Annotated in this window: 20 protein-coding genes and 1 pseudogene; 12 read left to right on the top strand and 9 right to left on the bottom strand. The window is 44.5% G+C overall.

Features of this window, described 5'->3' with window-relative positions; translation table 11 throughout:
* Positions 1-12: 12 nt before the first annotated feature.
* The gene (locus AB4154_RS11145; protein WP_372123114.1) at positions 13-2,577 is read right to left on the bottom strand and encodes an ATP-binding protein; all 2,565 of its coding nucleotides are present in this window, start codon (positions 2,575-2,577) and stop codon (positions 13-15) included.
* 966 nt (positions 2,578-3,543) lie between these two features.
* Between AB4154_RS11145 and AB4154_RS11140 the strand changes: the two genes are divergently transcribed.
* Entirely contained in the window at positions 3,544-4,980 is a 1,437-nt protein-coding gene (locus AB4154_RS11140; RefSeq protein ID WP_017061774.1) for a glyceraldehyde-3-phosphate dehydrogenase, read from the top strand.
* Positions 4,981-5,219: 239 nt separating this feature from the next.
* Here AB4154_RS11140 and AB4154_RS11135 read toward each other — a convergent pair whose 3' ends face one another.
* On the bottom strand, positions 5,220-6,281 hold the full coding sequence (locus AB4154_RS11135) for a 2Fe-2S iron-sulfur cluster-binding protein (protein WP_372123029.1): 1,062 nt from the start codon (positions 6,279-6,281) through the stop codon (positions 5,220-5,222).
* A 101-nt stretch (positions 6,282-6,382) separates the two neighbouring features.
* Positions 6,383-8,044 (bottom strand): hydroxylamine reductase, encoded by a 1,662-nt coding sequence (gene hcp / locus AB4154_RS11130; RefSeq protein WP_372123027.1) that lies wholly within the window; start codon positions 8,042-8,044, stop codon positions 6,383-6,385.
* Between the two features lie 273 nt (positions 8,045-8,317).
* Here hcp and AB4154_RS11125 point away from each other — a divergent pair, with 273 nt between their 5' ends.
* The gene (locus tag AB4154_RS11125) at positions 8,318-8,548 is read left to right on the top strand and encodes a hypothetical protein (protein WP_017061777.1); all 231 of its coding nucleotides are present in this window, start codon (positions 8,318-8,320) and stop codon (positions 8,546-8,548) included.
* Positions 8,549-8,601: 53 nt separating this feature from the next.
* Positions 8,602-9,765: a carboxylesterase gene (locus AB4154_RS11120; protein WP_017061778.1), complete on the top strand. Its 1,164-nt coding sequence runs from the start codon at positions 8,602-8,604 to the stop codon at positions 9,763-9,765.
* 109 nt (positions 9,766-9,874) lie between these two features.
* On the opposite strand, the gene AB4154_RS11115 is transcribed toward AB4154_RS11120, so the two are convergent.
* The 3 genes from AB4154_RS11115 to AB4154_RS11105 all read right to left on the bottom strand — a co-directional run bounded on the left by AB4154_RS11115 (position 9,875) and on the right by AB4154_RS11105 (position 11,992).
* Complete coding sequence (locus tag AB4154_RS11115) at positions 9,875-10,489, bottom strand: LysE family translocator (RefSeq protein WP_017061779.1); 615 nt, start codon at positions 10,487-10,489, stop codon at positions 9,875-9,877.
* A 127-nt stretch (positions 10,490-10,616) separates the two neighbouring features.
* Entirely contained in the window at positions 10,617-11,537 is a 921-nt protein-coding gene (locus AB4154_RS11110; protein ID WP_017061780.1) for a LysR family transcriptional regulator, read from the bottom strand.
* Complete coding sequence (locus tag AB4154_RS11105) at positions 11,531-11,992, bottom strand: Lrp/AsnC family transcriptional regulator (protein ID WP_017061781.1); 462 nt, start codon at positions 11,990-11,992, stop codon at positions 11,531-11,533. The genes AB4154_RS11110 and AB4154_RS11105 overlap by 7 nt, the downstream gene beginning before the upstream one ends.
* A 254-nt stretch (positions 11,993-12,246) precedes the next feature.
* Here AB4154_RS11105 and yjeH point away from each other — a divergent pair, with 254 nt between their 5' ends.
* Positions 12,247-13,512, top strand: coding sequence for an L-methionine/branched-chain amino acid transporter (gene yjeH / locus AB4154_RS11100; protein ID WP_372123025.1), 1,266 nt, complete (start codon positions 12,247-12,249; stop codon positions 13,510-13,512).
* A gap of 46 nt (positions 13,513-13,558) precedes the next feature.
* On the opposite strand, the gene AB4154_RS11095 is transcribed toward yjeH, so the two are convergent.
* Entirely contained in the window at positions 13,559-15,016 is a 1,458-nt protein-coding gene (locus tag AB4154_RS11095; RefSeq protein WP_372103333.1) for a PLP-dependent aminotransferase family protein, read from the bottom strand.
* A 90-nt stretch (positions 15,017-15,106) separates the two neighbouring features.
* On the opposite strand from AB4154_RS11095, the gene AB4154_RS11090 reads away from it, so the two are divergent.
* Both AB4154_RS11090 and AB4154_RS11085 read left to right on the top strand, forming a co-directional pair.
* Positions 15,107-15,766, top strand: a complete 660-nt coding sequence (locus tag AB4154_RS11090) for a pyridoxamine 5'-phosphate oxidase family protein (RefSeq protein WP_372123023.1) — start codon at positions 15,107-15,109, stop codon at positions 15,764-15,766.
* Positions 15,767-15,848: 82 nt separating this feature from the next.
* On the top strand, positions 15,849-16,793 hold the full coding sequence (locus tag AB4154_RS11085) for an urea transporter (protein ID WP_372123021.1): 945 nt from the start codon (positions 15,849-15,851) through the stop codon (positions 16,791-16,793).
* Positions 16,794-16,803: 10 nt separating this feature from the next.
* Here the strand turns inward: AB4154_RS11085 and AB4154_RS11080 are convergent.
* Positions 16,804-17,634: pseudogene (locus AB4154_RS11080) on the bottom strand (helix-turn-helix domain-containing protein); the annotation flags it as partial.
* Between AB4154_RS11080 and AB4154_RS11075 the strand changes: the two are divergent.
* From AB4154_RS11075 to AB4154_RS11055, 5 genes are all read left to right on the top strand, one after another.
* Complete coding sequence (locus AB4154_RS11075; protein ID WP_372123020.1) at positions 17,633-18,685, top strand: HlyD family secretion protein; 1,053 nt, start codon at positions 17,633-17,635, stop codon at positions 18,683-18,685. The pseudogene AB4154_RS11080 and the gene AB4154_RS11075 sit on opposite strands and share 2 nt — an antisense overlap.
* A 680-nt stretch (positions 18,686-19,365) precedes the next feature.
* Positions 19,366-20,604, top strand: a complete 1,239-nt coding sequence (codB, locus tag AB4154_RS11070) for a cytosine permease (RefSeq protein ID WP_032545811.1) — start codon at positions 19,366-19,368, stop codon at positions 20,602-20,604.
* A 9-nt stretch (positions 20,605-20,613) separates the two neighbouring features.
* A complete protein-coding gene (locus tag AB4154_RS11065; RefSeq protein WP_017068656.1) occupies positions 20,614-21,891 on the top strand; it encodes a cytosine deaminase in 1,278 nt (425 codons plus the stop codon).
* Positions 21,892-22,249: 358 nt separating this feature from the next.
* Positions 22,250-22,462: a cold-shock protein gene (locus AB4154_RS11060; RefSeq protein ID WP_004740083.1), complete on the top strand. Its 213-nt coding sequence runs from the start codon at positions 22,250-22,252 to the stop codon at positions 22,460-22,462.
* A 457-nt stretch (positions 22,463-22,919) separates the two neighbouring features.
* Positions 22,920-23,936, top strand: a complete 1,017-nt coding sequence (locus AB4154_RS11055) for a GGDEF domain-containing protein (protein ID WP_017060611.1) — start codon at positions 22,920-22,922, stop codon at positions 23,934-23,936.
* A gap of 127 nt (positions 23,937-24,063) precedes the next feature.
* Here AB4154_RS11055 and AB4154_RS11050 read toward each other — a convergent pair whose 3' ends face one another.
* Positions 24,064-24,660 carry a malate synthase gene (locus AB4154_RS11050; RefSeq protein ID WP_017060610.1) on the bottom strand — a complete coding sequence of 199 codons (597 nt, stop codon included), beginning with the start codon at positions 24,658-24,660 and terminating at the stop codon, positions 24,064-24,066.
* A 169-nt stretch (positions 24,661-24,829) separates the two neighbouring features.
* On the opposite strand from AB4154_RS11050, the gene AB4154_RS11045 reads away from it, so the two are divergent.
* Complete coding sequence (locus AB4154_RS11045) at positions 24,830-26,359, top strand: DUF3612 domain-containing protein (protein WP_372123018.1); 1,530 nt, start codon at positions 24,830-24,832, stop codon at positions 26,357-26,359.
* Positions 26,360-26,778: the final 419 nt, after the last annotated feature.

The raw sequence follows: 26,778 nt of genomic DNA, 5'->3' as shown, positions 1-26,778 counted from the left end.
GATACGGGAGCCCTAGACAATATCAAGGCTACTGAAAAGATCGTACAGCTGGTGAGATTTATAGGGTTTAGGTAAGTAGGCGTTCATACCGGCTTCAAAACAATCTTTGATGTCTTCTTCTAGAACACTGGCGGTTAAAGCTATGATGGGTAATGGTGTGACTTGTTGATCGGCTTCCCACTGACGTATCGCACGAGTCGCCGTTATGCCATCCATAACAGGCATCATGCAGTCCATTAAGACTGCATCAAACTGAGCACCCTGGGTGATGACATCCACCGCTTCTTGGCCATTACTGGCAATCAAATATTCATAACCCGCTTGCTCAAGGAAGAAGCTCGCTATTTTTTGATTCATCAGATTGTCTTCAACGATCAAAATGCGTCGATTCAGAGAGCGAACTTCTTCATCTTTTGCTTCCACTTGAGGCGTTTGCTCTTCGCCCACATCGAGAGATTGTAAGCTGGTTAAGAAACGTCGGCCCAAGAATGGCAAGGTATGAGTCGAGTGGACCGTTTCTCTGATTAGGTTGGTTTTAAATAGGTGATGCTGACAAACGATGACGCGAGCAAGAGGATATATCACCTTCAACGTCGCAAGATCTTTTTCCATAGAGTGGTGCAAGGTATGACAATAAAGTATGAAGTCACTTTCTTTTACACTTTCACTAAGGGCAGCAATGGATGACACCACATTGGCTCGAACATTCAAACGCTCACACTCTTTAACGAGCTGATCGAGGTAATTGAAAGAGTTCGAGATGATGGTCGCTCGGCTCAGGTTATCGAAAGTTTGAACAGGCGCTTCTACAACATCGACATACAAACAAAAAGTGAATGTAGAGCCCTCTCCTTTCACTGAACGCGCGGTAATGTAACCACCCATCAAATCAACAAGCTGTCGACAAATCGCAAGCCCTAACCCCGTACCGCCAAATTGACGGGTAATGCTGCCATCTTCTTGAGTGAAAGGTTCAAATATGGACTCTAACTTCTCGGGCTCAATCCCAATCCCGGTATCAGACACGCTGCATTCAAGCTTGCCCCTGCCCATAGACATAGGTGTATAAGCAATGTCAGTTGTAATTGTGCCCTTAGACGTAAATTTGATGGCATTAGAAAGCAGATTGGTCAGCACCTGTCTCACGCGGTACTCATCGAAAAACAGTTGTGACGGCGTTTGATAATCGATATTGATGTCGAGCTCAATATCCTTACTTATCGCTTTCGACTGAATCACACTCACAGAGTCATAAACCGCTTCTCGCAAATCAGCATTGTGTGGTGACAACATCAAGTTACCCGACTCGATTTTAGACAGGTCGAGTATGTCATTCAGCAGCACCAGTAAAGAGTGAGAGGACGATTCGATATCCCCCAGTACTTCTTGTTGATTTGGGCTCAGTTGGCTTTGAGATAAGATCTCAGCCATGCCAATGATCCCGTTAAGTGGCGTGCGTATTTCATGTGACATATTTGCTAAGAATGCGCTTTTGGCTTTGTTAGCCGAAATCGCGTCTTCTTTTGCTGTTATCAACTCTTTGTTGTGCACATAGTTGCGTTCCATCACTCGATTTAGGGTTTCAGTGAACTCGGCAAGCTCATCGTTCCCTTGGATACGAATCACCTTTGGCTGGCCGTAGCTATCAGCGCATTCCGACACACCTTTCAAAATAATCGACAGGTTTTTGTTTAAGCGCAGAGATGTCGCAACCCCAAGCCACATCAAAACACCAGAAGCGATGAGTATAAGCAACGTCATGACCAAGGTTTGCCTTTTCTGCAACGCGATATTCTTGGTCAGTTCAAACTGTATTTGATTGGTGTAAGCGCCAATCGCGTTTGAAATAGCCCGTTTTTTAACCTCTAAGCTTTTCAAGTGTTGATATATTTCGGGTGATGAAAAGTCCCCTTTGAGGATTCGAGATGTAAATTTGTCTTGGAATTCATCTTTGGCGACAGCGTTTAGCAACTGTCTAATGTTTGGAGAACGCGTATCCGAACGGAAAAATGTATCTAATAGCTGTTGCTGCCTCTCTAGAGCAGCGACATAGCTAAGCAAGTATTGGTTTTTAAACTCTGGGGAGCGATTCAAACTGAAGCTTAACCACGCTTCTCTCTGAGTCCAAAACACATAATGCGTAAGATTGATAAACATCGCTTCAGCTTGACCGATATTTTCATCGACTAAGGCCATACGATATTCAGACAGCTCCATCAGCACGTCTTTTAACAAGTCGAAAGCACGCTCTGTCAATTGTCTGCTGTCTCTGGTTTCAGATGTACTAGCTAGGGTCATCAACAGCTTTTTCAATTCAGCTAACTGAGGATCAATACTCCAATTGCTGTCGAACTGTTGAAGTCGCGTTCCATACTGAGTCAGTCTATCCAGTTCTGATTGCAGTGTTAAAAGCAACTGACCTTTCTCAGGGGAGTCATTAGACAGCACCAACCATCGATAAGCATCACTTGAAACCGTATTAAAAGATTGAAGCGCTTCGACCTTAATACGCGTTGTTTCAAGGTGATTCATCTTCTCATCGTTCTTAAGCACTTCATTCACTGTAAACCCGAACATAATGAGTACAGAAACCGTGGAAAGAAAAATAAGACGCCATCTAATTGACATGTTTATCATTTTTATAACTACTCCCTTCCCGAAAGTAATTTACCTAACCCAAATTAAGAATAGGACATTAACAGGGGGTTATTGATCAAATTGGATATGAACAAATGATACTCTGAGCCCAGAACGAAAAATTAGAATCAACAGGCATCCAAAACAGGGCTTTAAAGCGGAGGAGTCTGCTTTACTAAGTGAGATTGAGACAAGCCGATTTTAGACAAGTGAACGTTACGTGAGAGAGGTCTACTCGAGGAGGTTTCTACAAATGAGATGTAAGCAAGCGAGGTTTCAGTGAGCAAAAGGTAAACAAAAGACGTTTTCTCCAGTTATTATCACCGGCATAACAAGTACACATCCACATTCTGCGGCTCAACTAGACTGTGAATAATGACTCTGCGTGCTAACAAAGTGGATAGTTAGGTTAAAATTGTGACATCCAATCGTTTACGTGATGCACTTTTCACACTCAAGCTAGGCTTATTCAAAGGTCAAACATCAATACTCGTTAATTCCCTTATTTATCGTTTACTGTTTACGTGTAACTTGAGTTAGCGATCACACCTTTAATGTTCAATATGACCTGTATTACATATTATCCTTTGAATTGAGTATTTTTTGACGAAAAATAAGTGCTACAGATTATTAAAGTCAATAGTCTTTATCTACGTTCAAATCTTGATTTATGGCTAATATAAAGCCAATTTACAGATATTTTGTCTGCATTTATTTTTCCTAGCAGAATAACCCGTCGCACCTTACAATCCTGCCACATAAAAATTACAAGTTACACACAAGGTATATCAGCACATTTAAGTGGCAATAGAGACCACAGACTGATGCCTCAAATCCCCTATGCTGATTGGCTTCCCTACAACCGCCATGAATGCAGAAACTTAACGTGAAAGGTCCCGAGTAAAGATGAGTCCCGAAAAGCACCTCCTAGATTGGCAAACTAGTCAAACCATTGCTGAATCCATCGCTCCAACTTTAGGTCAGTTATACCGTCAAAAAGGCGTAGAAGTTATCCTCTTTGGTAAGACCTTAGTTAACGCGACAACTATCGACATCATCAAAGCTCACCGCATCGCAAAACGTTACACTGGTTCTCCTCTTACAGCAGAACAGACTCAACCTATCATTCAACACCTTCTCTCTATGGACTTATCTCCATGTCGTATTGATGTTGGTCGCCTTGCGCATTCATTCTGGCAAGATCGCGAACACACACATGGGTTGGATGATTTCCTACAAACTGCACTTATCGAATCGCTTGAAGGCGATGCAATGACAGAACCTCGTGACGTTGTATTGTACGGTTTTGGTCGTATTGGCCGACTGCTAACTCGTCTGTTGATCGAGAAAAGTGGCCCGGGGTACCCACTGCGTTTACGTGCAATCGTTGTACGCGGCGGCAAAGATGGCGACCTAGAAAAACGTGCAAGCCTGCTTCGTCGTGACTCTGTACACGGCCAATTCAACGGCAGCATTGTTGTAGACCAAGAACGCAAAGCGATCATCGTTAACGGTAACTTCATCCAAGTTATCTACGCAAACAAACCAGAAGAAGTGGATTACACGGCTTACGGTGTTGAAAATGCACTTGTGGTTGATAACACAGGCGTATGGCGTGACGCGGAAGGCCTGAGCCAACACGTTGCGTGTAACGGTGCGAAGAAAGTGCTACTGACTGCACCTGGTAAAGGCGACATCAAGAACGTGGTATTTGGTGTGAATGAAAATGTTATTCAGCCAGAAGACACCATCATCTCTGCAGCAAGCTGTACTACTAACGCAATCACGCCAGTATTGAAAGCGGTTCACGACAAGTTTGGCGTGCTGTCTGGTCACATCGAAACGGTGCACTCATTTACCAATGATCAAAACCTAATCGATAACTTCCACTCGGGTGATCGTCGTGGTCGTGCTGCATCATTGAACATGGTACTGACATCGACTGGCGCTGCTAAAGCAGTATCAAAAGCGATGCCGGAAATGGAAGGTAAGCTAACAGGTAATGCGATTCGCGTTCCTACGCCAAACGTTTCAATGGCAGTTGCGAACCTAAACCTTGAGAAAGGCACAAACAAAGAAGAGTTGAACGAGTACCTGCGTGAAATGGCGCTGTCTTCTGCTTTGTCTGCACAAATTGATTACACAGACTCGACTGAGATTGTATCTACCGACTTGGTTGGCTCTCGTCACCCAGGTGTGGTTGACGGTGTGGCGACTATCGCACAAGACAACCGTGCCGTGCTGTACATTTGGTACGATAACGAGTTTGGCTACAGCTGCCAAGTTGTTCACTGTATGGAACAGATGATGGGTGTACGCTACAAGACATACCCAGAAGTTTAATTAACTTCGCTCTTGTAGATACGTCCATCGCAACAAGCTCCACAACATAATAACTATATCTGCGAAGTCTGTATGGACTTCGCAACCCCTTTTGTTTTACTCCCCCGTATAAACAAGAGGGTTGCCACTTAGATCTGCTCTCTCTAACTGATCTAGGTGGCCTTTTTACATCTGGCAAGCTAACTTTTATCGCTATAATAAGATCTTGTCTTCATCACTCTTGCACAGCTTTACGTCTGTTATAACTCAACCTCAACATCTGACTGAATCGAGCTTGAACATGCAAGCACGTAGCCCTGTTCAATCTGCTCTGGCGTCAATGTTTCTTGGCTGCTTGATTCCACAGATCCTTTGGTCACTTTGCATTTACACGAACCACAAATCCCACTACGACAAGCGATAATAATTGGAACGCCTGCTTTTTCTAATGAATCCGCCAATGGTGTGCCAGTTTCCGCTTCAACTTCAGCGCCGAACGCAGGCACAAATACCTTAACAGCACTATTCGTATCGTCAGCAATTTCGGCGTTTGACGCTTCTGATTGAGCATCCTGAGTAGCAGGAGTAAAGCTTTCTTGATAGAAGTTATCCATGTTGAACTCAAGCTCTTTCAGATAACTCTCAATATCTTGCATGAAGCCGACAGGCCCACACAGGTAAACCGTTCTATCTAAGATATCTGGGCTCAGTTTCACCAACCAGTTTTTATCTAAACGACCTTGAGGGGCGGTTGTTCCTTCGTTGTCTTTTAACAGCAGTTTTAAGTTGAAATTCGCATGTGATTCATCGAGCTGATGAAGTTCTTGAAAGTAGATAGTCTCAAGCTTGTTGCGTGCCATGTGGACGAAATCAATCTCAATGTCACTGTCACTGTCTTGAGACAGCCAATATTTTACCATCGCTATGACTGGTGTAATGCCACAGCCAGCACTCACTAGCGTTACTTTCTTTGTCGCCGTTGGCATGCAATCAATACAGTTAAACGCGCCTGCCGGCTTCAACACAGAAACCTCGTCACCTTCATCAAGCTCATCGACAATAAAGTTCGAAACCAAGCCACCTTCCACACGCTTGACTGTCAACTTCAGGCGGTTATCTTCGGGGCAAGAAGCCACGGAATAAGCACGGTAATCCGTTTTCGTCGGCATATCTAAACCCAAGGTGATGAACTGACCGGGCTTAAAATTGAAATGTAAATCTTGTGGAATACTGCCAAGCTCAAAGCTGACCGTATCTGCCGTCTCGTGCCATTTCTTTAAACACACTAAATTGATTGAATCGCTATCCGACCATGCATACATAGTTCACACACCTCACTGATACTAAAGAATTAAATCTAAAAAGCCCCGCCGCTGCACGTTCCTAGAGAACAGCAACAACGGGGCTTGGGAGTGGGCTTAGATTAAGCCGCTAAGATTGTTTTAAGATCTTGCTCTGGCGTTGAGATAGAACGCATATCGAACTCGTCTTGAATAATCTTTAGTAGGTTTTCAGTTAGGAATGCAGGCGCTGTTGGGCCTGTGTAGATACCTTTCACACCCAGTGCGAACAGAGTAAGCAGGATAACGATCGCTTTTTGCTCGAACCAAGAAAGAACAAGTGTTAGTGGTAGTTCGTTGATGCCACAATCAAACTCTTGAGACAGCGCAAGAGCAAGCTGAATCGCTGAGTATGCATCGTTACATTGGCCAGCATCGAGCAGACGTGGAATACCGTTAATGTCGCCGAATTGGTTTTTGTTGAAACGGAATTTACCACATGCCAATGTCAGGATTACTGAATCTTCTGGCGCTTGAGCTGTGAAATCTGTGTAGTAGCTACGTTCAGATTTGTCGCCGTCACAACCACCCACTAGGAAGAAGTGTTTGATGTTGCCTTCTTTCACTTGTTCAACAACCGCAGGCGCTGCTTCCATCAAGGCGTTACGACCAAAACCGACAGTGATCATTTGCTCGATCTCGTCATGCTTAAAGCCTTCTTGCGCAAGAGCACAATCGATCACTGCACTGAAATCGTCACCTTCAAGGTGAGCAACACCCGGCCAGCCTACGATGCTACGCGTAAATAGGCGGTCAGCGTACGAGCCCACATCTGGGTTAAGCAGACAATTAGATGTCATTACGATCGCACCTGGGAAGTTCGCAAATTCTTTTTGCTGGTTCTGCCAAGCGCTGCCGTAGTTACCCGCAAGGTGTGGGTACTTGTTTAGTTCAGGGTAACCGTGTGCAGGTAGCATCTCACCGTTGGTGTAAACGTTGATGCCCTTGCCTTCAGTTTGTTGAAGGATCTTTTCTAGATCATGCAGGTCGTGACCAGAAACAAGAATACAGTGGCCTTTCTTAGTTTTCACGTTCACGGTTGTTGGTTGAGGGTGACCGAAGGTATCTGTCTCGCCTTTATCCAACATTTCCATGACCTTGTAGTTCATTAAGCCGATCTGCATAGACGTATCTAACAGTTGTTTTAGGTCTGATGGATCTGTACCTAGGAACGCCATGATTTCATGGTATTCAGCGAAAATAGCATTATCAGTTTGACCAAGAACACGTGCGTGCTCCATGTAAGCTGCTGCACCTTTTAGACCGTATAGGCAAAGAAGGCGAAGACCAATCACATCTTCGTGTTGAGAGTCGTGACCACGGTTTACCGCCGCTTGAGGGGCAAGCGCCAATAGCTCTGAAGAGTCCGTTGGAAGGTCGAATTGAGCAGCAGCAGAAAGCGCTGGGATCTCAAAACCAATCAATGTCGCTGCCGCGCGAACCTGTTGCTCTAAACGCTGCTTGAATTCATGGGACTGTTGTGCGAATTCGATGATACGAGCAGGGTCGAAGTTAACGTTGGTTAGTGTTGCGAAAAACGCTTTTGGCGCCCACTCGTCGATTTCAGTATCAATAACATCACACGCACGGCCCAAATTGGCCCAAAAAGAAACACCTTGAAGAGAATGCACCAACACGTCTTGAAGGTCGGATACTTCCGAAGTTTTACCACACATACCTTGTGCGAAAGAACAGCCTTTTACGGTTGGGGTTTGAATTGTTTGTTCACATTGAATACAGAACATATAAGGGCTCCAGTAATTTTTATTAACTGTAAGTACTTTGCTTACAGTGACTTATTCCAACCCCTATAGAGCATCAAGCGTGCCAACTTTTAACATATTGATTTTATTAAACTTAGTTTTATTCCATGTTTTTAGTGCGTGATTATGACTACATATAAACTCCCTAACAGCACACATCCGTGTCATAGTGACTCTCAGAGATTTATTAACGGCGTTCATGTTTCGTTCAGAATAGAAGCGATAAAGTAACAACATAGAAAAAGAGGAATGAATATGAAAAATATATTAGTTACGATTGTTGCATTGTTTACTGGCCTTTTGGCGTTATTCACAAGCTTGATCCTTGCTATTCCTTTAGCTATTGCAGCTTTAATTACTGGCAAGCGCATTCAGAATCAAATGAAGAAACAAGGTTTCGCAGCTCATATGAACACTCGTCAGTCATCAACCAATGATGCCGGTGTTATTGAAGGTGAATACGAAGACCTTTCAAGCAAAAAGTAACCTAAACTTTAGTTTCAGACATAGTGAAAGCACAACAGAGACAAGATTACATAATGCAAAGAAAGCCCCTCCTAGCACTGCTGGCCTTAACGACTTTAAGTCTCGTTGGTTGTTCCAACGAGACACCGATACCCGCTTACGAAACATCTCCAGACTTGCCTAGCTATCAGCAAGACAGCTTTGATGCCTACGTCAATGACACACAAGATTGGTTATTGAAAAACCGCGTGTTCATGACGGAAGACAAGCAACTCGAGATCCAACTCAATTCACCAACCGAGTATCAACCAACCTCGCCAAACGGCAAGGCGGTATTATTGGTTCATGGATTAGGCGACTCACCTTACTCATTTAAAGACATCGCTACCCATTTGGCAGAGCAAGGTTACTTAGTGAGAACCGTATTACTTCCGGGTCACGGCAGTCGCGTGGGTGATTTAATGCAGCCGAGCCTAGAAGATTGGCAAGGTGTGGTGGCTCATCATACGAAGTTACTTGAGCAAGAGTATGATTCTGTTTGGCTAGGCGGCTATTCAACCGGCGCGAACCTCGTGACTTCACAGGCGATGAACGATCCAAAGATTTCTGGGTTACTGCTGTTCTCACCTGCGTTTCAACCGAGCTCGTCTGCCGTTCAATACGCGGGACTAGCAAGCTACTTTGTCACTTGGGCGGATCAAGATCCTGAAGACAATGTGTTGCGTTACAACTCGTTGCCAATGAATGGTGCATCGGTTTACTACGAGACATCAGAAGTCGTACGTGGTGACTTACAAGATAAACACTTCGATAAACCAGTTTTTATTATGATGAGTGAAGGCGACAGCGTGATTGACACCAACTACGTTCAGCAAGCCTTTACTGAATCTATGCCGAATCCAAACAATGTGTTGGTTTGGCAAGGAGAGACGACTCTCGAGGATCCTCGCGCTGTTCAGTACAGCATGAAGATCCCAGAGCAACGCATCTCGAACGGCTCTCACATGGGCTTACTGTTCTCACCAAACAACCCTTATTACGGAATCAATGGTAGCGAGAAGATTTGCTCCAATGGTCAGGCAGAAGGGTTTGAAGAACAATGCAATGCAACCAGTGAGGTTTGGTACTCAGCTTGGGGCTATCGTGAAGAAGGGAAGAACCATGCGCGTTTGACCTACAACCCCTACTTCTCAGACTCGATGGCGAAGCTAGATGCCGTACTGAACTCTGAAGGCTAATAAGCTCAAGTCTTCCAAAAGCTAATCCAGAGAAATCAAAAAGGCTCACTAGATAACGTCTAGTGAGCCTTTTTAATAGAAACCTGTTATCGCGAGAAATGACTTACTTCTAAATCGTCCACACCACACGAACAGCAAGCAGGATCAGCACCACGCCAGATAGTCGATCAATCAACTGAGCTTTCGAGCGAATACGCTCAACAATCAATGGGCTAGACAACACCAATGTGATAAAGGTGTACCAAAGGCCGTCGACAATCAGCGGCGTTGAGACAATAATCACTTGATTGGTCAGTTCATTACCTAGCGCTACAAATTGGCTAAACAGAGCGATGAAGAACAATGCGATCTTTGGGCTCAAGATAGAGATCAAGAAAGCCTCACGAGCAGACTGCATGTAACTCATCTTTTCACCCGCTTCTAATTTCGCGGCAACACCCCCTTTCGAACGTAACGCATTAACGCCAAGATAAAGCAGATAAGCAGCCCCCGCTAAGCTAATACCTTTAAATAACATTGGGGATTGCTCAAGCACAACGGCTAAACCAACAATGGTTGCGAACGCATAAATACCGATACCAGCAGCGTGTGACCAAGCTGCGATAAGCCCGTTCATACGGCCACCAGCCAAACTGTGTTTAGCGATCATCGCCAAGCTTGGGCCCGGAGACATTGCACCCAACAAGCAAATCGCTAATAAAGAAAACCAAATTGTTACTGTCATCATTCCATTCCTAATAAAATAAAGCGTTCCAGCTGAACGCTCTACGCTTAATACTCAATACTTGGCACTTACCATAATTCGCAGGAGGTATTATTTGAAATCAAAGATTATCATCACACCTATGATTTCAAGTCATACTGATATTGTAACTCGACTTTTGCATGGCTTGGAATGCTTTTTCTCGCGCCCATTTGTGGGCAGAGTCGTTGTCATATTTAGGATGCCACATTAACCAATAGGTATGCATTTCCGTATCAAATGGCAACGAAAAGTAGGTAGTATCGAGGTGTCGACCTAGGTTATAGGCGATATGTTCTGGCACGATCATCAGATAGTCGTCTTGCAATAACACAGTACCAGCAGATGAAAAGAACGGAACCTGTAAAGCCACTCTTCGCTTCAGCCCTTGCTTCTTCAATGCTATGTCCGCGTAACTGTCTTTATCTCCACCACCCGTCACTTTGATGTGAGAGTAGTGAACAATATCTTCTGCACTCAAAACCGCTTGTTGAGCCAGCGGGTGCGACTTTCGCATCAAACACACCGACTTATCTTCACCAAGTTTGATACTTGAGACATGTTCTGGCTTTGTGGGAAACATACTGGAAGCCAAATGAATCCCAGACTCGTTCAGTGCTTCAAGGTAGTTTGGCTGCCACAATCGATAAGCCAAATTAATGTTCGGCGCTTCAGCAGACACCTCTGCCACAATCACAGGAAGAATATACTGAGCGACATAATCACTCGAAGACAACACCAATTCACCCTGCCAGTCTTGCGGCTCGAAGGGTTTATCATCTAACAGGTGGTCAAACTCGCCAAGCAGGTCGTCGAGTTTACCTTTGAGTAGCAATGCACGGTTGGTCGGCACCAGTTTGTTGCCGTCACGGACCAGCAAAGGGTCGCCACACAAATCACGTAACTGGCTGAGCTGACGGCTCACCGCGGATTGTGTGATATGCAAACGTTGGGCGGCACGGCTCACATGACACTCTTCAAGAAGTACATGCAGTGAACGCAGTAGGTTTAAGTTGATATTGCCTAACATGAATGCACCGTCGCATTCTGTTTGTTGAAAAACTCGGTCAAAACCGTATGAGTCATTAAGTGGCGAAGATCCGGGTAACTTTGCAGCTGATCGCGAACTCGGTTCAAGCTCTCCATGCTTTCCACTTCCACGTACAACATCATATCTGTCTCACCGCTAATAGAGTGGCACCATTGCACCTCATCAATACTCTGGATTTGTTTCGCGTAAGACTCACAACTATGGTCACTACTCGACATGTCGAACTTCAACAAGATATAAGCGCACACATTCTTCGTTTGGTTGGGTTCTGCCACTTGAGCGCAGTAGCCCGTAATCACTTTGTCGCTTTCCAGTTTCTTGATTCTGGCGTTCACCGCTGAGCGCGAGAGGCTGACATCTCGGGCGATATCGCTCACTGAGCATCGTGCATTGGTTTTGAGAATATCCAAAATCTGGCGATCAAATTTATCCATGCTTCTGATTCTTTTCATTTATTGTTCTATTTATAACGCCTAATTTGACACAACTTTCCTACTTATAACAGCCATTCTGACAGCCGACACTTTCACACTGAATCGGATTAATACCGTTAAAATGACGGTGTCTTACGACGTTTCGCTAGCTGTATTATTGATGTCAACAATGTATGCTCTCAATCATAACTTCTCACACACCAGAAGAAAGTTACTGGAAGACCGTGACCAGAATCAAATAGCTAGGAGAGCGAATGACACAACTCAAACAAGAAATCACGCTTATTTCAGGAATCGGACAACTCTCGACGACCTTGCTAGGCACTGGATTATTTATGATCCCTGCGATCGCAGCAGGCATTGCAGGACAGTTGTCTCTTCTCGCTTGGTTAATCCTGTTTATCGCTATTTGCCCGATTGCACTGACCTTCGCATCATTAGGAAAACGCTACCCGAATGCAGGTGGTACTGCCTATTTTGTGCGCCAGGCGTTTAGCGAGCGATTAGAAACAAGCGTGGCGTGGTTGTTTGTGAGTGTTATTCCTGTCGGTATTCCAGCGGCCATTGCACTGGCTGGTGGTTTTGCTCAACAATTGTTACCCGCACCTCTCGACACTCCTCTGGGTGCTCAATCCTTTACCGTCGCCCTGCTTATTGCCATCAATTTGATGGGCAGTAAATCTTCTGGCCGACTGCAAACCGTGATCGCATTGTCGATTTTTGCCTTAGTCAGCGCTTTTGTTTGGAAAGCCGACATCACGGCAACCGATGTTGCTCTTCCTGCCATCTCATCCAATTCAATGTGGTCTATCGGCGCTGCTTTGGCTGTCATGTTTTGGTGCTTTGTCGGAATAGAAGCTTTTGCTCACATGGGAGAGGAATTCAAAAATCCACAACGTGACTTCCCAATCGCCATCATTGCAGGCTGTTTTGTTGCGGGGTTAGTGTACTGGGCTTGTTCAGTAGTGATTCTTAAACTGGGTGCTTACGGTTCACCTGAATTCGACGCCACATCCATCCCTTGGGTAACAGAACAACTGTTTGGCAATGGCTTCAAAACTGTCATCAGCGTACTGGGGTTCTTTGCTTGCTTTGCCAGCCTAAACCTTTACACACAAAGCCTATCACGAATGATCTGGGCTCAAGCTCGCCAACACAGCCCTACAAGTCGAATGGCTCAACTGAACAGCCACGGCGTACCGCTTTACCCAACGTTAGCAATTGGCTTTGTCGTGCTTATTTCGTGTGTGATTGGTGAACTCTCTAACTTGGACCTGGAGTTCTTTCTCAAGCTCGCCAACGGTATTTTTGTTCTGGTTTATCTGCTCGCGATGTTAGCCGCTTGCCGATTACTGACAGGCGCATCTAGATACACAGCCATGCTTTCATTGGTCATCTGTACCTTGGTGTTTATCTGTTTAAGTTGGTCGATGCTCTATGCCGTGACTATTTTTGTGACATTGTCACTCCCTTGGCGAAAGTGGTTGGGTAAACCCACCGTTTCTGTCGACAAGCTATAACTCGATAAATGATGAATCGACAAGCTGTAAACGATACCTACCAATATCACTGATAAAAAAGCCGAGCGATCTGTTTGATCTTCGGCTTTATCTCAGCCAGACGGATATTTCCAAACCCTAGCACCGCCCCACTCCAATCACGAGCATCACTCGAACCGTACTCATAAAAATCAAACGGACGAATGATGATATTTTGAAGATCAGCTCGTCGGCTCCACTCATGTTCAGATATACCTTGATACCACTTCACGGTCACATGTAGCCCTGCCGCCTGACTGATCACTTCAAGATCACCGTTAAACTCGCTTTCAATCGCTTCTATCATCGCTTCATACTTGAGTTTGTATGACCGACGCATCTTTCTAATATGACGCAGCAAGTCGCCTTCTCGAACAAAATCCGCCAAAGCTTCCTGTGTGTGGGACGCCGTGTCTCCAGTGAGCGCGTCTTTGATCTCAAGACACTTCGCCACCAGACTTTCTGGCACCACTAAGTAACCTAAGCGGAGTCCGTTGAACATGACTTTACTCAGCGAACCAACATAAATGATTCGTTCATCAAACCCGAGTTTACCCGCTAAGCCTTGCATACTGGTGTAAGGGCGATGAGCAAACTGGAACTCACTGTCATAGTCATCTTCAATGATCCATGACTGATGTTGATTGGCCCAATCGATCAGTTTAAGGCGCTGCTCAGTATTTAAAGTCGTGCCCATTGGGTATTGGTTACTCGGTGTGACATACAGAGCCTTAGCATTACTGGCCAACACTTTCTCAATATCCAACCCCACCTTTTCACGCACACTTACACCTTCTAACTCTAGTCTCAACAGATCGATAATTTTATGTACTTGTCGATAACCGGGTTCCTCCACGAGGATTTTGTCGCCCATCGCTAACGTTGCCATTAATCCGATTGAGATGGCTTGCTGCGCACCTGCGGTGATGATGATTCTGTCGGCATTACAATGAACGGAACGACTGCTTGCAAGATACCCACTCAACGCTTCCCTCAAGGCTGAGCTTCCCTGAACCTCTTGATTGCCCGCAATGTTCTGACGTGTAGAGTGACGTTGCAGCAACCTCTGCCATTTCGCAAAAGGGAACGCATCTAAGTCAGGAACTCCTGGGGCAAAGCTGCGGTTAATGTCGTTAGGTGTCGCTATGTTTGTACTCGGTTTACTGACTGTTTGTTTGACCTTCGGATCCTGAACACTGTTTGGCTTAGACAAACTTAGAAAGTGTTCTGGTTGTTCAACCGAGACATAAAACCCTGAGCCTTGCTTACTCTCGATATAGCCTTCAGTAACCAGTTGTTCGTACGCATAAATCACCGTATTTCGACTCACCGATAACTCGACAGCCAACTTACGTGTTGAAGGTAACTTACTGCCCTTGCTCCATAAATCTTGAACGATCTTCTCTCTTATCGCGTGGAACAAGGCGGTTTGACGCGTGCCGTGTTGTTCGTCTAACTGTAGATCACCGACATCGATAGGCTGCATAACTGGATCCAAATAGTGTTTAAAAGTGGCTCTATTTAATAGACCAGTTAATCGCTACATTAATCAAAAGGCAATGATTAAGGAGCGATTATGTTATCTAACACGAAAAGAACCACGATTAAAAAAGGGGCTCACAAAGCCGTATTTGAACAAGAGAAACTGCACCAAATTATTGATGAGAGCTTAATCGCACACATTGCATTGCAGGGCGAACAAGGACCAGTGGTCATCCCGATGCTCGCGTGGCGAGTGGGTGATATAGTCTACATTCATGGAGCTAAAAACAGTCGCCTACTAAAAGGACTAAAAAAGGGAGAACCAACCTGTTTAACGTTCACCTTGTTCGATGGTTGGGTGCTGGCTCGTTCGGCATTTCATCATAGTGCGCATTATCGTTCTGCTGTGGTATTGGGGTCATTTTCAGTCATCGATGACTATCAAGAAAAGGATCGCTTGTTGAATATCTTTATTGAGCAAATCGCACCGGGCAGAACCGATGAAGTGAGGCTCAGTAATGAAAAAGAACTCACTGCGACCGAGTTGTTGGCGATACCTTTAACAGAAGCTTCCGTGAAGATTGGTAAACATGGAGTGAATGATGATAAAGCCGATATGGACATTCCAGTTTGGGCTGGCGTATTACCCTATAGAACTGTTGTTGGGCCGTTAGAAACCGTTCCAGAACAAGAAGGCATCATTGAAACACCAGATTACCAACAAGCTTATGGTGAACGCTGGTATCAGAATTAACACTCGAAGATGGTGAACTTGATAAAATTGTATACAATCTGAATTACAAAAATTTAACATGACTCAATAATGTAATCAGACGATGAAAACGAACAAGGATATTCTGCCGTTTCAAGGCTTGCTCAATGGCATTGGGCAAGTCTATTTCACACCGTCTATCATGACGTCGACTTTGCTGTTGCTTGCCATTTCTATTGAGTCACTGGCGCTGGCTTTTCTTACCTTACTTGGCGCCAGTTGCAGCTATGCATTAGCTTTCTATGGCTATATGTACACCAACACCAACACCAACACCAACACCAACACCAACAAGTCAGTTGACGACATTGATAGTGGAATGTACGCGCTAAATGGCGCTTTGATTGGTTTATTTATCGGTAACTTTTTTGGTGTGACACCATTATTGGCTTTAGTGACTGCGTTAGGTGCATTACTCACGGTGCCGATTGCCCACATCGTATTCAGTTTTGAGAAATATCGCGGTTACACTAGCGCCTTTATCCTCACCACTTGGCTGATTTATATTATCCAATCAACCTTTGAGCTGTCAGCGTTTTCTGCACCTGATTCCGCACTGATGCCACTCATCAGTATTGAGGCTAACTCGTGGTTCAACCTGCCGACAGTGGTGATCCCGTTGTTAAAAGGGATAAGCCAAGTCAGCTTCATCGAAAATGCGTTGTCGGGGCTCGTTATCTTAGTCGCCATCGCACTCAACAATATCAAGCATGCCATTTGGGTTATGCTCGCAGTAATAATTAGCACCGTATTTAGCGGGTTGATTGGCGCTTCTAACGAATTGGTAGCCCAAGGTCTTTACGGGTACAACGCCATTCTTGCCACTTTAGCACTTGTGCCCTATCCGCGAATCCGTTGGCCGTTAATCCTATTAGGCATGCTGTTAAGCTGTCTCATCACACTTGGTTTTCATGAACTGTCACTGTTACCACTCACCGCCCCTTTCATTTTGAGTACTTGGGGGATGGTTTACTTGTCCAGCCTGATCCATAAACGAACCATAAGTTAGCTCTGAATAGTTACAGGCCAGTTTTTAGGCGCTCAACATATTGCTTGGGTGTCAAACCTCGATGTTTCTTAAACATCCGATTAAAGCTCGCGACATTGGTATAGCCGAGCCTCGTCGCGACTTTATCTATTGGCACTGAATACATCAACAACTCCACCGCCACATTACTTAACGCATAGCCCATAATGGTAGAAAAGTTGATGCCTAAGTTATGCAATCGACGTTGAAATTGCTGTTCAGATAACCCAAGCAAACTCGACACTTTATGCAGTGTTGGCAGGCCGAAATGGCGACTGTAATTGATCATCTCATAGGTCACCTTATGCTCATCCGCGGCATCAGGCAAGTTGAGGTAATTATCTAAGTCATGAAAGTTCATTGCCAAGCTCATCTTGCCGCTAGAAGGGGCTTGATTGCTCGATAACCTCGACTGGCTTGGTATCCAGATTTCAGTTCGTGGCTGGCCCCACTGAATATTGCACCCAAAATACTCTTGATAGAGTTGAGTGTTCTCGCGATAACCTGCGATAGAGACGGCTGCGGGAGTAAAGTCGTCTCCCAAGTAACGCCTTAATATCTTCATCATAAAGATGGCAACTCGAATTGAGTCATGAACTTTACCCACCTCAGTATAAGCAGGATTGTCGTAGCACCATTTGATGAAATTACCGACTTGAGCGCCATATAGAAAAGCCCCGGACTGCAAACAGTGCAACCCGATGTTAACTCGGCGTATAGACGACGCCAGATCGTGCCCCGAGAAAAACCAGTTAGAGAGAGGACCTAGCCTTTCAATATCCACTCTATCAGCCAGCTTCAAGATAATATCGGGAGGCTCAGTGGCTCAGTCTCCACATATTCAGCTGCGTCCCGATTCAACTAATGTGTCGGGAAAAACTTCCAAAGTCCACATCGACCCAAACCAGGATGTGACTGAAGGACAGCTAATTTACGAAATTGATGACACTAAATATGTCATCGCAAGAGACAAAGCCAGCGTTCAACTTGAATCTGCAGAGGTCGCTTTAGACACAGCTCGTCAAGAAGTGAGCATTGCAAAAGTCAGCTATCAATCGGCGCTTGAAGACATCAAAGCTTCAGTCGCACAAATAGATTCGGCTAAAACAGACTTAGTACTGCAGTCAAAGACGCTTGATCGTTACCAGAAGCAAAACAAAGTGGTAGAACATACGATCACTGAAACTGACATCGACCAACAAACAGCAAAGGTAGACTTAGCGACGTATAACGTTACGACATTGGAATCTCAGCTTAGCAAGAAAGAAATCGATGCCGAGAATGCGAAGTTGAACATCCACAAAGCTGAAACCAATGTGAGCAAGAAGCAAACTGAAGTCGATTCAGCAAAGGCAACACTGGCACAAGCACAATGGGACTTGAACAGCACCAAAGTCACGGCACCGACTGACGGCTTTGTAACGAACTTTATTCTTCGTGAAGGTCAGCGTGTTTCAATGATGCCTCGTATCCAGATGTATACCGAAGAGAAGTACGTGCTGATGCGAGTTAACCACCAAGCGATTCGTAATATTAAGGTCGGTCAACCTGCGGAATTTGCGACAGCGGTATACCCAGGAAAAGTGTTCTCTGCAACCGTAGAAGGCATTGTAGAGGCCACTGGTGAAGCGCAAGCAAGTTTGCTGGGTATCGATGAGCAGGTTCGTGTTACCACAGGCAAAAACCTTCAGAACAAGCACCACTTTGTTCGTTTAAAAATTGATGAGGCAGAGGGTTACGATATTCCTGTTGGCTCTGTCGGATTAGCGTGGGTAAGCGGTGAGAAGCCTATCAGCTTTATGGCGTTCCTAGACGTAATACGCGGGATCATCATTAGAATGAAGTCTCAACTGTACTTCTTCTACTCCATCTAATACTTCCTATTGGTGAAACAATACCCAAGCCCGTGCGCTCTTAGATCGCACGGGCTTTTTGTTTATTTCACCATTCGTCGCCAGAAAGAACACAAACCCGAAAAACGAATAAACACTCTAAAGTTGCAAATCGCAATTGCATTTTGCAATTGGGTATTTCAAAAACGCAAATTAAGCGCTCAAATACGCACCAGATTGCTATAAAACTGCCGTTTTACGTGGTTTTAAAAGTTGGCACACTAACTGCAATGTATATATTGACCCTTCTTAAGCCGAGGGTCACCTAGCCAACTGACGTTGTTAGTGAACCTATTCTTGTTCACAAAATATATAGGCCAATTGCGATTATTGCGATTGGCTATTTTTTTGCCTGCAGTTTGGCCAACCGCCCTCTTTTTCGATACAGACACCCATTCAGACGTATAATAATAAGCATTCATAGCCAACCAAGAACAGCAGATAACCAACGCATTATAGAAAACGTTTTCTATTTGTTTTTTTTAAATAAAGACAGAAAATAACCCTATGTTTTACAAGATAATTACTGCAACAACTGGTTTTTATGGGCAATCATTGACAAAATTAGCATTGACTATGTGATTTATATCACCATAATGCGCACGTTTGCCTGCAATACGGCGACCGTTAATTTTAATTTTGATCATTTGCGGAGGTAAAAAATGGCTGCTGATAATAACTACAGTCTAGGGCCGGTTCCTACATCGGCTAGGAAAGGAGTCGCTTCACTCACCATGGTAATGCTTGGACTCACTTTCTTCTCTGCAAGTATGTGGACAGGTGGTTCACTCGGGACAGGTCTTTCATTCAACGATTTCTTCCTCGCCGTTCTCATCGGTAACCTAATCCTCGGTATTTACACTTCTTTTCTTGGCTACATCGGCTCATCTACTGGCCTCTCTACCCACCTCCTTGCTCGTTTCTCTTTCGGTACTAAAGGCTCATGGCTTCCTTCTGCTTTACTTGGTGGTACACAAGTCGGTTGGTTTGGTGTGGGTGTTGCGATGTTTGCTATTCCAGTACAAAAAGCAACGGGCATTGATACCAACACCTTGATTATCGTATCTGGCTTATTGATGACGGGGACAGTGTACTTCGGCATTCAAGCGCTAATGGTGCTTTCAGCGATTGCAGTGCCTGCGATTGCGATTCTGGGTGGTTACTCAGTACTGACTGCGGTAGACAGTGTTGGTGGACTAGAGCAATTGCAACTTATTAAACCAGAGACGCCAATGGACTTTTCAATGGCTCTTGCAATGGTTGTAGGTTCGTTCGTAAGTGCGGGTACGTTAACGGCCGATTTCGTTCGCTTTGGTAAAAAGCCAGCAAGCGCAGTATTAATTACTATGGTTGCGTTCTTCATCGGTAACTCGCTGATGTTTATCTTCGGCGCAGCAGGAGCAGCAGCAACCGGTCAGGCTGATATTTCAGATGTGATGATCGCGCAAGGTCTGCTGCTTCCAGCCATCATCGTGCTTGGCTTGAATATCTGGACAACCAATGAAAATGCACTTTATGCATCCGGTTTGGGTTTATCTAACATCACTGGTCGCTCAAGTACTACAATGTCAATCATTAACGGCATTATCGGTACGATTTTCGCACTTTGGTTATACAACAACTTCGTTGGTTGGTTAACCTTCCTTTCGCTGGCGATTCCACCAATTGGTGGCGTAATCATCGCCGACTTCTTCGCGAACCGTAAACGTTACAAAGATTTTGCAAATGCAGAGTTCCAAACCGTTAACTGGGCTGGCATTATCGCGGTAGCAACAGGCGTAGCCGCTGGTCACTTCCTACCTGGCGTTGTTCCTTTGAACGCAGTGTTAGGTGGTGCAATCAGTTACCTCGTGCTTAATCCTCTATTGAACAAAAAAGCTCTGAAATCTCAGGCCGCTTAAGGACACACTATGACAACCTTATTAATCAAGAACGCGAAACTTCAAGACCAAGAAGGCTTGAAACAGATTCTGATTGAAAATGGTCAATTTTCTCGCATTCTCGATAATGGCGCGCAAATCAATCATCAAGGCGACATCCTTGATGCTGAAGGTGGCATTGCAGTTACTCCTTTCTGTGAACCGCACATCCACCTAGATACTACTCAAACTGCTGGTGAGCCTAACTGGAACATCTCTGGCACTTTGTTTGAAGGTATTGAGCGTTGGGCTGAGCGCAAAGAACTGCTATCAATCGAAGACGTAAAGTCTCGTGCCAAGCAAACACTGAAATGGCAGATAGCTAACGGTGTTCAACACGTTCGTACACACGTTGATGTGTCTGACCCAACACTCGTTGCGTTAAGAGCGATGGTTGAAGTTCGTGAAGAGATGAAAGAGTGGGTCGACATCCAGATCGTTGCATTCCCTCAAGAAGGTATTCTTTCATACCCTAACGGCAAAGAGTTGCTTGAAGAAGCAGTGAAGATCGGCGCTGACGTTATCGGTGCTATCCCTCACTTCGAATTCACTCGTGAATACGGGGTTGAATCTTTGCATTATGTGTTTGAGCTTGCACGCAAGTACGACTGTCTGATCGACGTTCACTGTGATGAAATCGACGACGAACAGTCTCGCTTTGTGGAAACATTAGCAGCCCTTGCTCATAAGTTTGAAATGGGCGAGAAAGTAACTGCTAGCCACACCACTGCAATGGGTTCGTACAACGGTGCTTACACATCTCGCCTGTTCCGTCTATTGAAGATGTCAGGTATCAACTTCGTGGCAAACCCGCTAGTGAACATTCACTTACAGGGCCGTTTCGACGATTACCCGAAACGCCGCGGTGTAACGCGCGTTAAAGAGATGCTAGCAGCAGACATCAACGTTTGTTTTGGCCACGATGATGTGTTTGACCCATGGTACCCACTGGGCACAGCGAACATGCTTCAAGTTCTGCACATGGGACTGCATGTAACACAGGTTATGGGCTACGACCAAATCAACAACTCACTTGATTTGATCAGCAAGAACTCTGCTCGCACATTGAACATTCAAGACAACTTCGGTATCGAAGAAGGTAAGCCAGGTAGCTTGCTGATTCTTCCTGCTGACAATGGCTTTGATGCAGTACGCCGCCAAGTACCAGTGCAGTACTCAATACGCCACGGTAAGGTGATTGCAGAGACTCAACCAGCGAAAACAAAAATAAATTTAGATCAAACTGAAGATATCAACTTTAAGCGTTAATATCGTCTATACTAATGATCAAAAGGAAGCTGAGATGCTTCCTTTTGTTGTGTTGGACGAAGCGACAAAACTATCACTAAATCAGTGTAAATCTTGTACATTCGCACGGTATGACAAAAAAAGCACAAATTTCTTAAGCAATGCGTGTACATCTCAAAAGACTGTGTTAACATGCTCTCGCTCTGTTAGCCGGAGTTATTTAAGTTAGATGAATAGTAAAAAATTGACATGTAAAATCGTTACCCGTTTTTGTAAGTAGTTTTTCCTTATTTCTTAGCAATATTAAATAATTCAATTATCAGCGCATTGCATTAAATGCAATCAACAACTTAGAAAATTTATGAATAAGGGACAAATTATGTCTAACACAAATACTGGCACTGTAAAATGGTTTAACGAAGAGAAAGGTTTCGGTTTCATTTCTCAAGACAACGGCGGCGCTGACGTATTCGTACACTTCCGTGCAATCGTTTCTGAAGGCTTCAAAACTCTGAAAGAAGGCCAAAAGGTTTCTTTCGAAGTTGAAAACGGTCAAAAAGGCCTACAAGCAGCAAACGTTGTTGCTCAATAATTAGCTCTTATAGCTAAAAAGAATTTTAAAGCGCTGATTTTTATCGGCGCTTTTTTATGCCTGCTTATAAACATTTCCCCTCTCGATACAGGCTTTCCCCCGTAAACTCTGAACAAATGCAAATCACCAGCCAAGCGTCCTCAACCTAGACTTTCTCAGTTAAAGCTCAACGATCAATTTACGTCACTTTTTGTATGCACTTCCCTAGACAACACTTAATTCTCAGCAATCTTTTGATACTAACTCACGCTACGCCGAAAGTTTGATAAGCCCAAATATGGTTAAAGAACAATCCATTAGATTACGCTTATGAATACGCAATCGATATTCATAATAAAAATGAGTTATTTATCCAACCCTCATCCACTAATCATATAATTTTTAAAGCAAAGACCTTCGAAATCCGCTAACCTTGTTCGCAAGTGGCTTAGTTGTTTTGGTATCTGCAGTAAAAATAATGAACAAAGACGAATTTCAGAAATCCACCGCAAATCTAAAAAAAGCGGTGCCTCTTATGATGAAGAACAGGGTGTCAACGACACCTGCAAATTACGCACTTTGGTACACCTATGTCGATAACGCTATTCCCCAGCTGACTCAAGACATGGATGGTGTTTTAGAACACTACGGTATTTGTCCTCCTGCCGTTGGTGAGCAGCTATACAACAATTATGTTGCCAGCAAATCCGAAACCAATATCAATGACCTTCGCGCTAATTTGGAACTGTTAGTTTCTGAAGTTTCCAATTCAATGAATGACACCCTGACCGACACCTCCGCTTTTTCTGACATGATCGATAAAAGCTTCGAGGACTTGGCTCGTGTTGATAATGAAAGCCTATCTATTGATGAAGTCATGTCCTTAGTTCGACAGCTGGTGTCTGAATCCCGTCATATTCGTCACTCTACTCAGTTTTTAAACTCTCAGCTAAACTCTGCAACCTCAGAGATCACCAAGCTAAAAACCCAGTTAGTAGAAGTTCAGAAAGATGCGCTTTTCGATAGTACAACCACACTCTATAACCGTCGCTCTTTCGACCGTGACATAGAAACCCTGTGTGAAGCACAACAATCTTTGTGTCTGATTCTTCTCGATATCGACCACTTTAAAAATTTCAACGACACCTATGGCCACTTGTTTGGCGATATGGTGCTTAAAGCGATCGCTCGCAAGCTGAAGTTAAGTTGCCGTGAAGGTATTTCTGCCTATCGATTTGGTGGTGAAGAGTTCGCGCTGATTGTGCCTAACAAGTCTTTGCGTATTGCTCGTCAACTCGCTGATACCAATCGTCGCTCTCTAGAAAAGCTGTCGATTAAAGATCGCCGCAGTGGTCAACAAGTCGGCAGTATCACTGCATCGTTTGGTGTCGCTGAACTTGAACCCGGCGAATCAGCTCAATCGCTGATTGAACGTGCTGATAAGCTACTTTATGAAGCGAAATCACTTGGCCGTAACCGAGTCATGCCTTTGTAAAACACACCAACAATGCTCTTATCGACATATTAGTCGGCTCGTATTGAGACTAGAAAGCCCCAAAGACATTATCTTCGGGGCTTTTTCTTTAGTTGTATAAATTACTTTAGCTAACTAGGATTCACCGTTAGATCTGGAAGCAATAATTCAAGCAGTAGTCTTCACCACTCTTTGCTCTGAACTCTTTATCTTCACTGCATGCCTTTGGTTTACCCTTTGCGTCACCTTGAATCAAACTGATCCAGTGGCGCATCGCTGCAATGGTCTCTTCACGCATTGTGGTTGTTGCTTCCATTGGTGATTGGCCAAACGTGGTGCATGATTCCAACTGAATATCATCAATTTCTACTAGCTCAATACAACCTGTCCCTTTGTGGCAACCAAACATCACCTCTAGGTGGCTGCCACTGCCATCTCGAAACAAGATAGAGTCTGGGTCGTTCTTCTCACCCATGTACGCTACAAACTGCTTAGGGTGCTTCAGACCGCTGTGCTGACCGTCTTTAAAGTAAGCCATAATATGGCGGTAATCGACTACGTAGCTAGTTACGTCTTGATGTGAGCCATTCTCTAGTGGGAATAGTCGATCAAGCAGCTGCTTTGCTTTCACTTGCTTTTCAGTTTGCTGATTAGCATTGATTGTCTCCACGGCAAAGACAGCTTCAGCGATAAATGGCTTTGATTGTTTTTGGATTTCTGTTTTATCGAATGTAAGCATATTCATAGTCTTTCCCTCTTGACCAGTCCGGTGATAACCACCGATTTCTACAGCAAAAATGTGTCCTAGAGCAATTATTCCAAACTAACGTTTAATTTATTTGTCATTTTGTGAATTGCTTAGTTTGTAGATTAGCGCTTTTTTACATACAATTTCACAACAAAAATTTTACAATGTGAATTTTACAAATATGGCCTTGTCAAAAAGTTTAGTTCGTCAGTCACATTTCCTAGGTACGAAAATACGTAACCTAAGAAAACGTAACCATTTAACGATGGAAGACCTGTCTGCGCGTTGTATTAGAATCGACCCAGAATGTGCTCCTTCCGTTTCTTACCTTTCAATGATTGAACGTGGAAAGCGGGTTCCGAGCATCGATATGCTGGAAGTGATTGCACAGGTCTTTCAGAAGAATCCGACGTGGTTCCTCGACGACGAATCTGAACAACAAGCCATTGCTCCTGATAAGGGGAATCGTGGTGGGATAAGTGGCATGGCGCTCGAGCCGAGCTTCCTATTCTCAAACGACATCCTGCAAATTGCGATTCCTGAGATGCTGTCACAAACGGGCATTTCAGGCCGCCAGTTTGCGCACCTCTTGATTCGAGCACACCAAGAGAGCAACCAGAACCACTTCCCTGACCTTGAGCGCGCTGCGGAAGAGGTAGGCTTAAAACGTCTTAACCTCAGCGTAGAAGACCTGATAGACATCGCTAGAAGCCTAGGAATCAACATCCGCTGGGTGACGCGCACGCCGCAAGACGTCGTCGATGAGCTCGGAATTAACGCTAAGCAGTTAGTGACCTCCTTCTTTGAGCCTCCCGGTACTATCTTCTTAAACGAGATTCTTAAAGAGTATCCAACTCGTCTGAAATACGACCTTTCGGTTTATATCGGTCATTGCATTCTGCACAGCAAAGAAGGCCTAAAGAGTGTGTTGTCGGTCGGTAACAACAACACGTGGGACGACAACCAGGTATCAGGCTCTTCACAGCTCAACTCCCAAGATATTCTTCAAGCATGGCGAGACTTTGAATCCAGCTTCTTTGCTGGCGCACTTCTGTGCCCGAAAGTCCCGTTTAGGCAGCTACTTGACCGCGCTGGTTACGAAATCGACGTTCACAAAAGAGCAGGGGTTTCCCCCTCTGTTGCGATGCGTCGAATGACTGTAGTATCGCCCTACCCTCACTGGCACTACTTTGATGCTTATGGGCCGGGGAAACTCAAGGCGGTATATCGCGGGAACGGGATTCCGCTACCTTGGGGAAATATGAGAACGGTCGCTGACCCATGTCAACATTGGGCTGTGTTCCGTCGATTATCAGAACCTCGAGCGGGAAGCTCGGCTCAAATCTCCATTTTGAACGTGGGTGATGAGCCAAGAATCTACTGCTGTGAATCCATCAATATGACGGATCCTGCGGGTAACAATCGTGTGTTGTGTGCTGGTATAGATCTCAACCCTGCAATTGATGCTCAAGGCGGTAATTCAAGAGACATAGCAGAGCAGCTTAAAGCGTCATGCGTTAACAATGGTGGCTCTGTGGCAATTCCGCGTAACATCAAAAAAGATCTCACGACAATAGCCAAGATTCTAAATATAAATTGGATTGAACGTGGGATTGAGACAGAGGCGAGGCTTATCTGCTCCAGAGGTGGAGAATGCCCACGCCAACCAAGCTGTTACTCTAAGTGTGGTGAGTAAAAAAGTAATAACAAAAAATAGAACCTAAATTTCAGGCAAAAAAAACCAATCACAATAAGGGTGATTGGTCATATATTTTGTGTGAACAAAAAAGGTTCACTAACAACGTCAGTTGGCTAGGTGACCCTCGGCTTAAGAAGGGTCACCATTACTAATGCAGCATGCGTGCCAACTTTTAAAACACGTATTTACTACGCATCTGGACACGTATTGGCCGGATATCCTTGTTTGTTTTGCAAACTGGAATTGCAAATTGCAAAATCCAACAAAAACGCTAGTGATTATGTTATTATTAATGAATAATTAAAGATTCATTACCCTTCCCAAAAATGTCATATTTCCCTTAGATTCAATCACTTTAAACAGCAATAAACCTCCCCTAGCTTACTCAAGCTATACGGTTATACCAATTAAAGTAA

The organism is Vibrio sp. 10N.286.51.B11 (assembly GCF_041469245.1).
Lineage (GTDB): Bacteria > Pseudomonadota > Gammaproteobacteria > Enterobacterales > Vibrionaceae > Vibrio > Vibrio crassostreae_C.
The sequence above is the reverse complement of the archived record's forward strand: the minus strand, read 5'-3'. Positions and strand labels throughout refer to the sequence as shown.